The organism is Sorangium sp. So ce426 (genome assembly GCF_051475585.1).
Taxonomy (GTDB): Bacteria; Myxococcota_A; Polyangia; order Polyangiales; family Polyangiaceae; genus Sorangium; species Sorangium cellulosum_B.
Genome location: NZ_CP150341.1, coordinates 7,139,234 through 7,155,157, shown reverse-complemented (window position 1 = coordinate 7,155,157; position 15,924 = coordinate 7,139,234). Strand labels below are relative to the sequence as shown.

9 protein-coding genes are annotated in these 15,924 nt (G+C 71.4%); 6 read left to right on the top strand and 3 right to left on the bottom strand.

What is annotated here, in order from left to right:
* Positions 1-30: 30 nt before the first annotated feature.
* Both WMF44_RS26595 and WMF44_RS26590 read right to left on the bottom strand, forming a co-directional pair.
* The gene (locus tag WMF44_RS26595; RefSeq protein WP_437301613.1) at positions 31-6,402 is read right to left on the bottom strand and encodes a DUF4215 domain-containing protein; all 6,372 of its coding nucleotides are present in this window, start codon (positions 6,400-6,402) and stop codon (positions 31-33) included.
* Between the two features lie 562 nt (positions 6,403-6,964).
* Positions 6,965-7,321 (bottom strand): SDR family NAD(P)-dependent oxidoreductase, encoded by a 357-nt coding sequence (locus tag WMF44_RS26590; RefSeq protein WP_437301612.1) that lies wholly within the window; start codon positions 7,319-7,321, stop codon positions 6,965-6,967.
* Between the two features lie 423 nt (positions 7,322-7,744).
* Between WMF44_RS26590 and WMF44_RS26585 the strand changes: the two genes are divergently transcribed.
* The 6 genes from WMF44_RS26585 to cobT all read left to right on the top strand — a co-directional run bounded on the left by WMF44_RS26585 (position 7,745) and on the right by cobT (position 14,896).
* The gene (locus WMF44_RS26585) at positions 7,745-7,996 is read left to right on the top strand and encodes a hypothetical protein (protein ID WP_437292839.1); all 252 of its coding nucleotides are present in this window, start codon (positions 7,745-7,747) and stop codon (positions 7,994-7,996) included.
* Between the two features lie 136 nt (positions 7,997-8,132).
* On the top strand, positions 8,133-9,404 hold the full coding sequence (locus WMF44_RS26580) for a hypothetical protein (protein WP_437292838.1): 1,272 nt from the start codon (positions 8,133-8,135) through the stop codon (positions 9,402-9,404).
* On the top strand, positions 9,401-9,946 hold the full coding sequence (locus tag WMF44_RS26575; protein ID WP_437292837.1) for a glycine-rich domain-containing protein: 546 nt from the start codon (positions 9,401-9,403) through the stop codon (positions 9,944-9,946). Before WMF44_RS26580 ends, WMF44_RS26575 begins: the two co-directional genes overlap by 4 nt.
* Complete coding sequence (locus tag WMF44_RS26570) at positions 9,943-11,154, top strand: MFS transporter (RefSeq protein WP_437292836.1); 1,212 nt, start codon at positions 9,943-9,945, stop codon at positions 11,152-11,154. Before WMF44_RS26575 ends, WMF44_RS26570 begins: the two co-directional genes overlap by 4 nt.
* A gap of 64 nt (positions 11,155-11,218) precedes the next feature.
* Positions 11,219-12,862 (top strand): flavin-containing monooxygenase, encoded by a 1,644-nt coding sequence (locus WMF44_RS26565; protein WP_437292835.1) that lies wholly within the window; start codon positions 11,219-11,221, stop codon positions 12,860-12,862.
* A 186-nt stretch (positions 12,863-13,048) separates the two neighbouring features.
* Positions 13,049-14,896 (top strand): nicotinate-nucleotide--dimethylbenzimidazole phosphoribosyltransferase, encoded by a 1,848-nt coding sequence (cobT, locus tag WMF44_RS26560; RefSeq protein ID WP_437292834.1) that lies wholly within the window; start codon positions 13,049-13,051, stop codon positions 14,894-14,896.
* Here cobT and WMF44_RS26555 read toward each other — a convergent pair.
* A complete protein-coding gene (locus WMF44_RS26555) occupies positions 14,848-15,825 on the bottom strand; it encodes a hypothetical protein (protein WP_437292833.1) in 978 nt (325 codons plus the stop codon). The two genes, cobT and WMF44_RS26555, sit on opposite strands and share 49 nt — an antisense overlap.
* Positions 15,826-15,924: the final 99 nt, after the last annotated feature.

Below are 15,924 nucleotides of genomic sequence, written 5' to 3'. Positions count from 1 at the left end.
CCTTCGCCCCGCGTGCCCGCCTTCGCTCGATCAGTTGGGGAACCCGTCGAGCTGGCAGGTCAGGCTGCAGCCGTCGCCGCCCGTGCGGTTGCCGTCGTCGCACGCCTCGTAGGCGCTGTGCACCTTGCCGTCGCCGCAGTACGGGCCGTAGACGCAGCCCGGCGCGCACTTGCCGTAGCCGCCGGTGTTGTTGCCGTCGCCGTCGTCGCACTGCTCCGGGCCGTTGCGGATGCCGTCGCCGCAGCGCGGGCCGAGCTGGCAGCGCGGGCCGCACTGGCCGTAGCCGCCGTCGTTCTTGCCGTCGTCGCACTGCTCGCCGGGCTGGACCACGCCGTCGCCGCACTGCCCGCCGAGGCGGCAGTTGTTGCTGCAGCCCGTGGCCTCGTTCGGGGGATCGCACTGCTCGCCCCACTCCTCGTCGACCCGGCGGTCACCGCACTTCGCCGCCGGGCTGCAGTCGGGCATGCAGCTCCCGTAGAAGCCGTCGTTCACGCCGTCGTCGCAGGTCTCGGCGCCGTTGACGCGGCCGTCGCCGCAGTACGGCCCGTACTGGCAGAGGGCGTCGCAGCCGTCGTACTCGCCGCTGTTGTTGCCCTCGCCGAGATCGCAGTCCTCCTCCACGGGCTGGACGATGCCGTCACCGCAGCGCGGCCCGAAGACGCACGAGGGGCCGCACTTGCCGTACTCGCCGTCGTTGATCCCGTCGTCGCACTCCTCGCCGAACTGCGGCTGGATTACCCCGTCGCCGCAGTGCGCGCCGAGCCGGCAGCTCACGCAGTTCGGGTCGGTCGCGCTGTCGCACTCCTCGCCCCAGTCCGCGTCGACGCGGTTGTCGCCGCACCTCGGCGCCGGCGTGCAGCCCGGCGCGCAGGTGCCGTAGGTGCCGTCGTTCACGCCGTCGTCGCACGGCTCGGCGCCGTTCCTGATGCCGTCGCCGCAGTACGGCCCGTAGTCGCAGGTCGCGGTGCACCCGCCGTACCCGCCGGTGTTCTGCGCGCTGCCGAGATCGCAGTCCTCCTCGGTGGGCTGGACGATGCCGTCGCCGCAGCGCGGGCCGTGGAGGCACGCGGGGCCGCACTGGCCGTACCCGCCGTCGTTGACGCCGTCGTCGCACTCCTCGCCGAGGGCCGGCTGCGTGATCCCGTTGCCGCACTGCGCAGGGAGCCGGCAGCTCACGCAGCTCGGGTCAGCCGCGTTGTCGCACTCCTCGCCCCACTCGGTGTCGACGCGGTTGTCGCCGCACCTCGGCGCCGGCGTGCAGCTCGGGTTGCAGGTGCCGTAAGCGCCGTCGTTCACGCCGTCGTCGCACCCCTCGGCGCCGTTCCTGATGCCGTCGCCGCAGTACGGACCGTAGTTGCAGGTCGCGGTGCACCCGCCGTACCCGCCCGTGTTCTGCGCGCTGCCGAGGTCGCAGCGCTCTTCGTCGGGCTGGACGATGCCGTCGCCGCAGCGCGGGCCGTAGAGGCACGCGGCGCCGCACTGGCCGTACCCGCCGTCGTTGACGCCGTCGTCGCACTCCTCGCCGAGGGCCGGCTGCGTGATCCCGTTGCCGCATTGCGGGGGGAGCTGGCAGTTCAGGCAGTTCGGGTCGGCCGCGTTGTCGCACTCCTCGCCCCACTCGGTGTCGACGCGGTTGTCGCCGCACCTCGGGGCCAGCGTGCAGCTCTCGTTGCAGGTGCCGTAAGCGCCGTCGTTCACGCCGTCGTCGCACCCCTCGGCGCCGTTCCTGATGCCATCGCCGCAGTACGGACCGTAGTTGCAGGTCGCGGTGCACCCGCCGTACCCGCCGGTGTTCTGCCCGCTGCCGAGGTCGCAGCGCTCTTCGTCGGGCTGGACGATGCCGTCGCCGCAGCGCGGCCCGTAGAGGCACGAGAGCCCGCACTGGCCGTACCCGCCGTCGTTGACGCCGTCGTCGCACTCCTCGCCGAGGTCCCGCTGCGTGGTCCCGTCGCCGCAGTGCTCGCCGCGCTGGCAGCTCACGCAGTTCGAGTCGGCCGGGTCGTCGCACTCCTCACCCCAGTCGGCGTCGACGCGGTTGTCGCCGCACATCGGCGCCGGCGTGCAGTTCGGGTTGCAGGTGCCGTAGAAGCCGTCGTTGACGCCGTCATCGCACCCCTCGGCGCCGTTCCTCGTGCCGTCGCCGCAGGACGGCCCGATCTGGCACTCGCGCGTGCAGCCGCCGTAGCCGTTCGCCGTGTTGCCGGAGCCGAGGTCGCACGCCTCGTACGGCGCGTTGACCGCGCCGTCGCCGCACCGGGGCGGGGCCACGCACCCGGGCGCGCAGGCGTTCGAGGCGTTGGCGTACGTGCTGTTGTTGACCCCGTTGTCGCAGGTCTCCATGCCGTTCCTGACGCCGTCGCCGCAGTACGGCCCGAGCTGGCAGTTGTTGCACTGGCCGTAGCCCGTCCCGTTCTCGCTGCCGTCGTCGCACTCCTCGCCCGGCGTCACGACCGGCGGGTCGACCCCGCACTGCGGCGTGCACACCGACGTGCCGGCGCCGAAGCCCGACAGCGTGAGCTGGTAGTTCGACCCGGTGACGTGGCGCTCGGCCTGGAACACCGCGATCTCGTAGACCTTGCCCGGCTCGAGGTTCAGGTCGACGTCGTAGGTGGCGCCCCGGTTCGTGCAGCCGGCAGCGGCGGTGCACGGGGTCACGCGCGCGTCGCCGTTGTCCAGGATGGTCACGCTCTCCTGGAGCTGCCCGTGGATGCCGCCGATGTCCGCGGTCAGCGTGTTCTTGATGAACACCCAGACGTCGTCGTCACCGAAGAAGGTGAGCACCGGATCGGCCGCGGCGCCGTTCGGGTTGAACTGGAACCAGTACCGGACCTCGCTCGTGAAGTAGAAGTTGTGCCCCTGATCGCGCGCCCGCTCCAGCCCGGCGGAGACCAGGTTGTCGAGCACCGGATCGCCGTTCGTCTGGGTGCGATCCACGGGCCAGAACGGGTTCCGCTGGTACACGTACCTGGCGGCGTCCGGGCGCAGCTCGATGGTGGTGACGAGCGTCCTGTTGTACGTCTGGTTGTCCCGGTACCACCACTGGAAGTTGGTTTGCCCCGTGGTCCAGCCGTTGTTCGCGGTCGGCAGGAAGGGGCCGGCGCCGTAGGCATTCACGGGCTTGCCCGCGCTGTCGAGCGTCGGCAGGACGGTGTAGTCGGTCTGCCCGTTGCCCGTGATCTCGAAGTCGAAGTGCCCGATGCGGTTGTCCGCCAGGTTGGCGTCGCAGTCGGTGTTGTTCGAGCTGCTGTTGTTGCCCTCCGGGCACCAGCCGATGAAGTCGCGGATGACCATCGGCAGCCGCATCTCGGTGGGCTGAACGGCGCAGGTGTAGCCCGGCTCGATCGTGCACGTCGCGGAGCATCCGTCGCCGCTCACGGTGTTGCCGTCGTCGCACGCCTCGGTGGTGTCCCCGGGCAGGAGCATGCCGTCGCCGCACCTCGAGACGCACGCGCCGCCGCTGCAGTCCGGCTCGCCCTTGCAGTCCGGCGTGCAGCCGTCGCGCCAGTTGCCGTTGCCGTCGTCGCAGGCCTCGGTGCCCTCGCGGATGTTGTTGCCGCAGACGGAGAAGCCCGTGCAGTCCTGGGGCTCCCCGTCGTCGCAGACGCTGCCGGGCTCGATCCGGCAGGTCTCGTCGCAGCCGTCGTCCGAGAAGGGATTGCCGTCGTCGCACTGCTCGGCGCCGTTCTTGAACCCGTCGCCGCAGACGGTCTTGCAGGGGAACCCCACGCGCGAGCAATCCCACCCGTCCTCGATCGTCTGGCAATCGGCGCTGCAGCCGTCCCCGCTCGCCGGGGGCTGCTGCCCGTCGTCGCACACCTCGGTGCCGCCGATCTTGCCGTCGCCGCACACGGGCGGCGGCGGCGGGGTGCAGCGCCCGCCGCCCGGCGGGCACATCCAGCCGACCTCGATCTTGCACTGCGCGGTGCAGCCGTCGCCGCCGACAGGGGTCTCCCCGCCGCCGTCGTCGCACTGCTCGCCGAGCTGCACCGTGCCGTCGCCGCAATAGGTCCTCACGGTGCAGGGCTGGCCGGGCTTGCAGATGAAGCCCTCCTCGAGCCGGCAATCCGCCGTGCAGCCGTCGCCCGACACGGAGTCGCCGTCGTCGCACTCCTCGCCGTTGTTCACCCGCCCATCGCCGCACTGATAGACGAGGACGCAGGCCCTGCCCGGCTCGGGGCACACGTACGCCGGGTCCACCGCCTTGCAATCCGCGCTGCAGCCGTCGCCGCCCGCGGTGTTGCCGTCGTCGCAGAGCTCGCCGGGGTTCACGGCGCCATCGCCGCACCGGAACAGGAGCACGCAGGGCTGGCCCGGGGTCGGGCAGCTGTAGAAGGACTCCTGCCGGCACAGGCTCGAGCAGCCGTCGCCGCCCGCGGTGTTGCCGTCATCGCACTGCTCGCCGGTCTCCCTGAGGCCGTTGCCGCAGGCCGGCAGCCGCGCGCACGGCTGGCCCGGCCGGCTGCACTGATACCCCGGCTCGCGCATGCAGTCCGCGCTGCACCCGTCGCCGCTCACGGCGTTGCCGTCCTCGCACTGCTCGCCGTCGTTCACGCGGCCGTCGCCGCACCAGTAGTTGAGGGTGCAGGGCTGACCCGGCGTGGTGCACGTGTAGATCGGGTCCACCCCGCTGCAATCGGCGCTGCAGCCGTCGCCGCCCACGGTGTTGCCGTCGTCGCAGACCTCGCCCGGGCTGAGCACGCTGTCGCCGCACCGGATCAAGAACTCGCAGGGCTGGCCCGGGGTCGGGCAGCTGTAGAAGGACTCCTGCCGGCACAGGCTCGAGCAGCCGTCGCCGCCCGCGGTGTTGCCGTCATCGCACTGCTCGCCGGTCTCCCTGAGGCCGTTGCCGCAGGCCGGCGGCCGGGTGCACGGCTGACCGGGGCGGCTGCACTGATACCCCTCCTCGCGCATGCAGTCGGCGCTGCAGCCGTCGCCGCTCCGGGTGTTGCCGTCCTCGCACTGCTCGCCCTCGTTCACGCGGCCGTCACCGCACCAGTAGAGGCGGGTGCAGGGCTGACCCGGCCTGGGGCACGTGTAGATCGGCTCCACCGCGCTGCAGTCGGCGCTGCAGCCGTCGCCGCTCACCGTATTGCCGTCGTCGCAGACCTCGCCCGGGTTGATCGCGCCGTCGCCGCACCAGTAGAGGAGGGTGCAGGGCCGACCCGGGGTCGGGCAGGTGTAGAAGGACTCCTGCCGGCACAGGCTCGAGCAGCCGTCGCCGCCCGCGGTGTTGCCGTCGTCGCACTGCTCGCCGCTCTCCAGGGCGCCGTTGCCGCAGACCGGCAGGAGCTCGCACGGCTGCCCGGGCTTCGAGCACACGAAGCCGGGCTCGCGCATGCAGGTCGCGCTGCAGCCGTCGCCGGAGGCGGGCGGGTCGTCGCCGTCCTCGCACTGCTCGCCGTTGTTCACGCGCCCGTCGCCGCAGCGATAGAGGAGGATGCAGGGCTTCCCCGGCTCGGAGCACGCGTAAAGCGGGTCCAGCGTCTTGCAGTCGGCGCTGCAGCCGTCGCCGCCCTGGGCGTTGCCGTCGTCGCAGATCTCGCCCGGATCCACGGCGCCGTCGCCGCACCGGATCAGGAGCTCGCAGGGCTGCCCCGGGGTCGTGCAGACGTAGAAGGACTCCTGTCGGCACAGGCTCGAGCAGCCGTCGCCGCTCGCGGCGTTGCCGTCGTCGCAGTGCTCGCCGGCCTCCTTGACCCCGTTGCCGCAGACCGGCAGGCGCTCGCACGGCTGCCCGGGCTTCGGGCACACGAAGCCCGCCTCCCGCTTGCAGTCCGCGCCGCAGCCGTCGCCGGGCGTCTCGTTGCGGTCGTCGCACTCCTCGGAGCCGTTCACGCGGCCATCGCCGCAGTCGTAGAGCAGCGTGCACGGCTCGCCCGGCCTCGGACAGACGTACGAGGGGTCGACGACGATGCAGTCCGCGCTGCAGCCGTCGCCGTCAGCGGTGTTGCCGTCGTCGCAGAACTCGCCCGGATCGACCACGCCATCGCCGCAGGCGATGGTCAGCACGCACGGCTCGCCGGGCGTCGGACATGCACAGTAAGGCTCGATCTCGCACAGACCGGAACAGCAATCGCCGGGCAGGCTGTTGCCGTCGTCGCACGCCTCGCTGGCCTGGTTGATCTCGCCGTCGCCGCAGGCGGGCTCCTGGGGCAAGAGGCACTCGGGGGGCGGGTCGTCGACGGCGCAGGGATCGGGCCCGCCGCCGCTTCCGCCGCCGCCGGAGGCGACGCCAGAGCCGAAGTCACTGCCGCCGCCGCCGTCGCCGGAGCCGCTGGAGGTCACGCTTCCCGCGCCGCCTACGCCAGGATCGCCCGTGGTGGAGGGCGCGCCCCCTCCACAGGCGGCGACTATTTGCAGCAATCCCACGGTCAAAGCCAGATAAGACGTTCTCAACCTCACGACACACCTCGACGAACACGAGCGGCTGCGCTCGGGCAGGACCAGGACGAACACGAGCGGCTGCGCTCGGGCAGAAAGGCCGACGACCCGTCTCCAGGGTACCCCGGCCGCCCTTCGCACCCCTAGACGAAAATCACTTCATCCTGCGCCACTCCGCCACACCCGAAGGAGCGCCCGTTCGCGGCGGAGCCTGCGGAGCATCGCTGACGAATGACGCGCGTTGCGCGACGCAGCGACGGATGGACACGGTGTTTCATTTCAGCTGCTGGTGCACAGGCGCGCGAGCCAGGCTGGCAGCCCGGTTCGGTCTTGACAATCGCGCGGTGACGGGGCTCGGAGATGGTTTGTGTCCCAGGGAGGCGCGGAGATCGCCGCGCCCCGCGGATCCCGGCTGCCGCGCGCTATCCGCCGGCTCGCCTGAGCGCGCCGCCGAGGCCCATCCACGCGATGTACGCCCGCTGCACGTCCTCGGTCCTGCGGTTGATCTCCTCCGCGGCGCCGTTGCCCAGCGGGTCGAGCACGGTGCGCAGCGGCCGCTCCCCGGCCGGCAGCGCCGTGAGCTTCAGGATCGCGTCCGCGATCTGCTGCGGGTCTGCGCCACGGTGAACGCCTCGATCGGCCCCTGCGACAGGACGCCCGCGTTGTTGATCACGACGTCGACGCCGCCCGCCTCGTCGAGCACGCGCGCGACGCCCGCGTCGACCGAGGCGTCGCTCGTCACGTCGAGCTCGAACACGCGGAGCGCGAGCCCCTCGCGCGCGGCGAGCTCCGCGAGCTCGGACGCCGGCCCCGCGTTCTTCGACGTGGTCGCGCGCATCCCGGCGAAGACGCGGTGTCCCGCGCGGGCGAGGGTGACGGCGGTCGCGCGGCCGAAGCCGCTGCTGGATCCTGTGATGAGGGAACGGAGCTCTCGGGGCATTCTCACGCTCGCTTTCGAAAGGGGGAGCAAGGAGCGTGTCGCGCTGGACCCCTCCGGTGGAACCGGCGAACGGCGATCGTCGGGGTGCGCGGGACAATTTGCCACGCCCTCATCTGGGTATCGTCGCGACAGGATCGATTTCAATGCGAATTGCAGCGGTCGATTCGCAGGCTCGCGCGTGCGCGCGCCGAGATAGTTTCATTGGTCCTGGAGCGGCCGACTCGGTGGATGGCCGGGCGGCGCGATCCACCCACGGATTGCCTGCCTTGACCCCTTTGGGTTGAACCGTATAGTCAGCCAGACGGTCGGGCTGCCCACAAATCGTGTCTGCCGGACCGTCGAGCACACGGCCGTCGCCCTGCGCGGGTCGCGGACGTGTGCGCCGTGGTTGCATCGTCCACCATCACATCATCGGAGGTTCGAATGGAACACCTGATTCGGCAAATCGCCCAGGATCGTCTCTGGAAGCAGTGGATCGCGGCCAACACGTCCGGCGCGCCGACCCTCGACGCCGGCTGCATCTCGCGGAAGGAAGGCTGCATCTCGAAGAAGGCCGGCTGCATCTCGCGGAAGGAAGGCTGCATCTCGAAGAAGGCCGGCTGCATCTCGCGGAAGGAAGGCTGCATCTCGCGGAAGGAAGGCTGCATTTCGAAGAAGGCCGGCTGCATCAGCTGACGGAGCCGCCGGGGCCGCGGGCGAGGCGGCAGGACCATGGTCATCTGCCGTGGTCTTCTGCCTCGCTCGCGCGCGCCCGGACCGATGGGGGCTGCGCTTCTCGATGGCTGTTCAACCTTTTTCCTGGAGTCGACCGATGGACGCCCACGGACCGACGCTCGCGGCGATGATCGATCAGGTCAGGGACATCCCTATCTACCGACAGTCGATCGAGAAGGGCTCTTTCCCGATCCTGGACAAGCCGGAGATCGCAAGAGGCTTTCCGGACAACTGGATGACCCCGAGGCTCGCCGAGGCGCTGAAGGCCGGCGAGGCGGAGCTCGTGCTCTCGACCGGGACCAACCACGCGCGGATGCAGATCATCCGCCCGCCCTTCTTCCTTCTGAAGTCGTACTACCGCCTGTGGAGCGAGCACCCCGACATCGCGGTCACCTGGCATGAGGGCTGCCAGCGCGTCTCGATCACCACGGTGCTGGCGACCGAGCACGTGGCGCGGCTCGCCGCGAGGCGGCGCGGCGCCGATGCGTCGGCGCTCCCCAGCCTCGAGGAGCGCCGGCTCGACGAGCGGACGCTCTATGTCAACCAGCGGCTCGACCCGGGGCTCTGGGATCGCGGCGACGTCGAGCGCATGCTCGACGAGATGACCGCCGTCCGAGAGGCGCATCCGCGGCGTCTTTACCACCTCGACTGCGATGGCTACCACCTCGCTCACCTGGTGAAGAAGGCCATGGACATCGGAGCGTGGGAGCGCTTTCCGAGGCCGGCCAGCGTCGTTCACGCCTACGAGCTCACGCCGAGGAACGTGCGGCGGTTCCTGGCGGAGCACGTCGAGTGCCCGATCGTCGACCTGTTCGGCAGCACCGAGCTCGGATATCTGTATTACAGCGATCGTCACGGCCGCTACTGGCCTTACCTGGACCAGATGCACCTGGAGCTGATCCCTGTCGAGGAGGGCAGCGCGATCTACAGCCTCATCGTCTCGAGCGTGCGCAACCCCTGCATGCCGCTCATCCGCTATCGCTCGGGCGACTGCGCCGAGACGGTCGACGGCTCCCCCGATCCGCTCCGGATCCGCCGGTTCTGCGGGCGCGAGCGGGAGCTCTTCTGGGCCGAGGAGAGGGGACCGATCTCGCAGGCCGATCTCGATGACTGGATCGCCGTCTCCGCGCCGTCCGTCTTCGTCTATCAGCTCCACGCGGAGGGACAGCGGCGGGGCCGGTTGCTCTATACCACCTTCGACGGCGCGCCCGTCGGCCCGGCCGCGGCGCGCTCGCTGCGAGAGCGGATCTGGGAGGGTGCCGGCCTCGACTGCGTCCTCGAGCACCGCGCCCAAATCGCGATCGGCAAGTCCGGGAAGTACGCATGGCTGGTGCAGGGCGGCGAGGCCGCGGAGCGAGGTGGCTCGTGACGACGGAACGACCCAGGGTGACGGCCGCCGCGCTGAAGGCGCGGCTCGACGGCGCGTTCTTCTCCGGCGTGGTGCGCCATTTCGTGCGGACCACCGGCGAGGAGCCCGCCTATGTCGAGCGTCAGGTGCTCGAATGCCTGCGGTACCTCTACCTGATATCGCGCTATCCGGAGCCGCTGGCCGGGCTGTTCCTGCCGGTGGAGCAGGCGATCGACGAGGTCTGGCATTACCTGATCTTGCAGACGCGGGAGTACCGCGAGCTGTGCGAGGAGCGCCTCCCGGGGCGCTTCTTCATCCATCACCGCAGCCTGCCCTACGAGGACTATCAGGAGGCGCAGGCCAGCCGGGAGCAGGCGATCGAGGAGGCGCTGCGCTGGCTGCCGCTCTACCGCGACGAGTTCGGCCCCTTCGACGAGGGCGCGCTGCCTCACTGGACGATGGTGCGCTTCCTCCACGAGCGCCTGGGCCTCTCTCTCGAGGCGATCGCCGCGCTTGACGCGGGGAACGGGGCCGCCCTGCCTTCCGTGGAGGGCGTCCGTTGAGCCGTCAGGCTGTCGTGCCCGCGCCCGCGCCCGCCACGTCCGTCAACACGCTGGTCCTGCTGCTTTGCCAGGTCCTGGGGATCGCTTCTGTTGTGTCGGTCCAGTTCGCCGGCAGCGTGGTGGGTGAGCGGCTCGCGCGGGACATGCGGCTCGCGACGCTCCCGGTGGCCGTGCTCGTGCTGTCCTCGGCCCTGGGCACCTGGCCGGCCAGCCAGCTGATGCGCCGCTTCGGGCGCAAGCCCTGCTTCATCGCCGCGGCGCTCCTGTCCGCCGGCTGCCTCGCGCTCGCGGCGCGCGCGGTGGACCGCGCCGATCTCCCGCTGTTCTGCGCGGCGGTCTCCGGCGTCGGCCTGCACGGCGCCTTCGTGCAGCAATATCGCTTCGCGATCCTCGAAGGGCAGGAGAGCCACCGGGCGCCGCGCCTCTTGACCATGATCCAGCTCGCCAGCGCGCTCGGCGTCGTCCCTGGGATCTCGCTCTTCGGCCTGCTGGAAGGACGGACGTCGAGCGAGCTGCCCTCTGCCCTGCTCGTCCTCTCGGCGCTCCAGCTCGTCGCGGCGCTCGCGTTCGTGTCGTACCGGCCGCAGGAAGCGCGGGTCGCGGAGGCCTCCGCCGCGGCCGACGCGGGGGCTCCGGCGCTGTACTGGCCCATGGTGGCGATGGGCGCCGGCGCTTTCCTCGTGATGAGCCTGATCATGGTGCCGACGCCCCTCCAGATGTGCGGCGTCGAGCAGCGCTCGATCCGGCAGGCGGGCTGGGTGATCGAGGTGCACCTCCTGAGCATGTACCTGCCTTCGCTCTCGGTCGGCGCCCTCCTGCAGCGGATGTCGATCGCGGCGCTCCAGGGGCTCGGGCTGCTGTTCTTGCTCGCGGGGTTCGTGATCAGCCTGGCCCCAGGGTTCGGAGGGCACCTTGTCGGGCTCTCGCTTGTCGGGGTCGGGTGGTGTTATGTCTTCGTGACCGCGACGACCCTGGTCGCGCGCAGCCGGTCCGGCCCCGAGCGTTTCCGGGCGCAGGGCGTCAATGATCTGTGCGTGTTCACCGCCAGCGGCGCGGCGTCGCTCACGTCCGGCGCGCTCCTGTCGGCGCTGGGGTGGAGCGGCCTCGTGCACCTCGGGGTGGTGCTGGTCCTGAGCCTGATGGCGCTCGCCCTTCGCGTCCACCGCGCCCCACGCCCGGCGCCGGCGCAGGGCGGCGCGCGTCTCTGAAGCGATCGCGCGGGGCCTCGAGCGGCCTCCCGCGCACCCATGTCCGGAGAGGGAGGCGAACATCATGTCTGACGTGCAGTCGAATCGTTCAGGAGACACCCCGGCGCCTCTGGGCCGCGTCGACGCCGTCGTCGTCGGCGCCGGGTTCGCGGGTCTGTACATGCTCTACCGCCTGCGCCGGCTCGGCCTCTCGGTCCGCGTCTACGAGGCGGGCGGCGGGGTGGGCGGCACCTGGTACTGGAACCGCTACCCCGGCGCGCGCTGCGACATCGCGAGCATGGACTACTCCTATTCGTTCTCTCCCGAGCTCCAGCAGGAATGGACGTGGACCGAGCGATACGCCACGCAGCCGGAGATCCTGCGTTATCTCGAGCACGTCGCGGACAGGTTCGAGCTCCGCGCGCACATCCAGCTCCGGACGCGGGTGACCGCGGCCGCCTTCGACGAGGCGGCGGATCGGTGGGTGATCCGGACCGACGATGGCGCCAGCGTGTCCGCCGGGTTCTTGATCATGGCGACAGGCTGCCTGTCCGCCGCGAAGGTGCCCGACGTCGAGGGGCTCGAGGCATTCCGGGGCGAGCGATACCACACGAGCCACTGGCCGCACGGCGGCGTCGACTTCACCGGCAAGCGCGTCGGCGTCATCGGCACGGGCTCGTCCGGCGTCCAGGTCATCCCCGCCATTGCCGAGCAGGCGGCGCGCCTCTTCGTCTTCCAGCGGACCCCGTGCTTCAGCGTGCCAGCGCGCAACGCACCCCTGGAGGCAGCCTACGAATCGTGGATGAAGGCGAACTACGCGGAGCACCGGCAGAGGGCCCGCGAGACGCGCGCCGGGGTCATCATGGACGTCGACCCGCGGTCCGCGCTGGAGGTGCCGCCCGAGGAGCGGGAGCGCGCGTATCAGGCTCGCTGGGAGCAGGGCGGCACCGGCTTCCTCGCCACGTTCTCGGACGTGATGCGGTCCCGGGAGGCCAACGAGACAGCCGCCGAGTTCGTCCGTTCCCGGATCCGCGCGACGGTCCGCGACCCTGCCGTCGCCGAGGCGCTGTCGCCGAGGGGGTATCCGCTGGGCACCCGGCGGCTCTGCGTCGACACCGGTTATTACGAGACCTTCAACCGGGAGAACGTCACGCTCGTCGACGTCAAGGCGTCGCCCATCGAGGAGATCACGGAGACGGGGCTCCGGACGCGGAGCGCGGAGTACACGCTCGACAGCCTCGTGCTCGCCACGGGCTTCGATGCCATGACGGGCGCCCTGACCAGGATCGAGCTCCGCGGGAGGGGCGGCGAGCCGCTCACGGCGAGGTGGGCCGACGGCCCGCGCACGTACCTCGGCGTCGCCGTCGCCGGCTTCCCGAACCTGTTCACGATCACCGGGCCTGGGAGCCCGTCCGTGTTCAGCAATGCGATCGTCTCCATCGAGCAGCACGTGGAATGGATCGCGGACTGCATCGCGTACCTCCGAGAGCGAGGCTTCGCGTGCATCGAGGCCACCGCCGAGGCGGAGGAGGGGTGGGTCGCGCACGCCAGCGAGGTGGCCGGCGGCACGCTGTATCCGCTGGCCAGCTCCTGGTACGTCGGGGCGAACATCCCTGGCAAGCCGCGCGTCCTCATGCCCTATGCCGGGGGCGTCGGCGCCTACAGAAAGCGGTGCGAGGCGGTCGCGGCTCAGGGATATGAGGGGTTCTCCCTGTCGAGGGCAGGGTAGTTGCGGTCGACAGGGGTGGGCCCTCGTGATGGGCGCGATCGGCGCGGAGGCCGAGCGCGGCGGTCCCCGCTCGCCCAGCGCCCCGTCGGCGCGGCTCGCTGGCTCGAAGGAAGACGCGCGAGGGGGTCATCTGCAGCGCACGGCCGCCGGCTGCCCACCGCCTGGCAACTGTGGTAGCTGACCGCGGTGAACGCCACACATGAACCGTCGTACCTGGTCCCGGAGGCCGTCGCCGCCTTCGACGAGGGAGCGCGGCAGGCGGTCTACGACGTCATCGCCCTGCGGCGGGACGTGCGGCATTTCGAGCCGGGGCGCGCGCTCGACCGGGCCGTCCTGCGGCGCATCCTCGAGGCCGCCCACCTGGCGCCCAGCGTGGGGTTCTCCCAGCCCTGGGGCTTCGTCGTTGTGCGCGACGAGGCGCAGCGCGCGCGGATCCGCGAGAGCTTCCTTCGCTGCCGTCAGGCGGAGGCTGCCCGTTTTCCGGAGGGCCGGCGCGAGCAGTACCTCTCCTATCGCCTCGAGGGGATCCTCGAGGCGTCGCTCAACGTGTGCGTCGCGGTCGACTTGAGGCCGCGCGGGGAGGCGATCCTGGGCACCATCGTCCAGCCGGAGGCGGTGCGCGCGAGCGCGTGCTGCGCCGTGCAGAACCTCTGGCTCGCCGCGCGCGCCGAGGGCGTCGGCGTCGGCTGGGTCAGCATCGTGGAGCCCGCCGTCCTCCGCGCCGAGCTGCGTCTCCCGCCGGGCGTGGAGCCGATTGCGTATCTCTGCCTGGGCCACCCCGTCGCGTTCCGGCGGCGACCGATGCTGGAAGAGAGCGGCTGGCGAGCGCGGCGCGCGGTCGATGAGGTCGTCCACGAACATGGCATCTGGCAAGACCGCGACGACGCCGGCACGCCCGCGGCGGGCCGCGCGAGCGAGCCGCCGCGCTCATCGCTCCGCACGACGGCGATCTCACCGCTCGACGCCGCCGCCATGGAGGCCTCGCGTGCGCACCAGGCCACGCTCGGCCTGCCGGCGGGCAGCCTGGGGCGGCTCGGGCAGCTCGCGGCGTGGTGGGCCGGCGTGCGCGGCGAGCTCCCGCTCCCGCTGCCCGCGCCGGGGCTGGCCGTGTTCTGCGCGGACCACGGCGTCGTCGCGGAGGGCGTGAGCGCTCACCCCTCGTCGGCGACGACGGCGAGGCTCGCGAGCGTGATGGCCGGGGGCGCGGCGGTCTCCGCGCTGGCGGCGCGCCACGGCGTGCGGCTCGTCGCGGTCGACGTCGGCCTGTCGGGCGATCTCTCGGCGCTGCCGTGCGCGCCTGTCGTCCCGCTGGCGCCGCGGGTGGTGCGGCGTGGCACAGGCAACCTGCGGCGCGAGCCGGCGATGACGCGCGACGAGGCGGCATGCGCGATGGAGGCGGGGGCCGAGGCCGCCCGCGCGCTCGCCGCGGAGGGCGTCACGCTCGCGGGCGCCGGCGACATCGGCGTCGGCAACACGACCGCGGCGACAGCCGTCCTGTGCGCCCTCACGGGCGCGCCGCCGGCGAGCCTCGCGGGGCCGGGCGCCGGCCTCGACGCGGAGGGCGTCGCGCGCAAGGCCGGCGTCGTCGCCGACGCGCTCGCGCTTCACGCGCCCGATCCCACGGACCCTCTCGATGTGCTGGCGAAGGTCGGTGGGCTGGAGATCGCCGCGATGGCCGGCTTCGCGCTGGAGGCAGCGCGGCTGCGCATGGGCGTCGTCGTCGACGGGCTGACGGCGTGCACCGCGGCCCTCTGCGCCGTCAGGATGGCCCCAGCGCTCCGCCCATGGCTCCTCGCCGCGCACCGCTCGGCCGAGCCGGCGGCGGCCCTCGCGCTCACCGAGCTCGGGCTCGAGCCGTTCTTCGATCTCGGACTAGGGGCGGGCGAGGGGATCGGCGTCGTGCTCGGGTTGCACCTCGTCGGCACCTGCATCTCGATGTCGAGCGGGCTCCACCCTCGTCGCGAGCTCGCGCGCAGCTCCGGCGCTCACGGGGTCGTGGCCTCGGGCTCCGTCTCCGGCGCCGGCTCCTTGTAGAACGCCACGTCGTCGATCCACACGCTGAATTGACGGCTCGCCGCGAAGCGGAACTGGACGGCCCAGACCTGCGTCAGGTCGGCCGCGTCGAACGCCTGGCCCCAGCCGGACTGCTTGAGGCTGGCGAAGGGCACCTTGATTTGAGTCCAGCACTTCGTCAGCGTGACGGTCCTGGTGAAGTGATCGCTGCACCCGCCGTCAGCATCGGTGCAGATGCCGCCATCCTGCCAGGTCTGCGCGTCGACGACGTCCACGAGAACCTTGTTGTAGGAGCCTTCGTCGGCGTAGGCAAAGAAGGTGACGCCGCTGAACTCGGAGACGTTGTAGAGGCCCAGCTGGGACGACGAAGGGCTGTTCAGCTGGAAGCCGAAGAGGGCTCCCCAGCTCTCGAACAAGTCGTCGGCCACGACGTGCGCTGCCAGCGTGCTGTCGCCGCGCGGCGGTTCGAGGAGGCTCATCACGAACTGCTCGCCCACTCCGGGCGTTTGCGTCCCCTTGCCATCGTTCGCTACGAACCAGAGCCCTCGCCGTGGGTTCGTCTCATCTTCCACGTCGATGATGAAATGGTCGTCATCTTCCATGTCGTCGATCAACGACAGCTCCAGCGTGGGGTCGCCCAGCGGCGGCTCCGGGCATCCTGCCCCCTCTCCTCCACCTCCCGCATCCCCGCCGGCGCCGCCCTCGCCGCCAGCGCCCCCGCCTCCCGCGTTCGTGCCGCTGGTGCTGCCGGTTGTACCGCCCTCGCCGCCGGCGCCCCCGCCTCCCGTGTTCCCGCCTTCGCCGCCTTCGCCGCCAGCTCCCCCGCCTCCGGTGTTGCCCTGCGCGACCTCGTACAGCTTATCGAAGCCGAAGATCTGGGCACATCCAACCCCGAGCACCGCAATGAGGCACCCGCTGGTCCACCGCGCAAAAGCCAGCTTGCTGTTCATGGTCATGGAAGGGATCTCCGAGAAGCTTCAGCCAATCACGATAGGACGCTGCGTGCCAGAATGGAAGCGCGTCGGTCGCGACGCGAGCCGCCGCGGCGC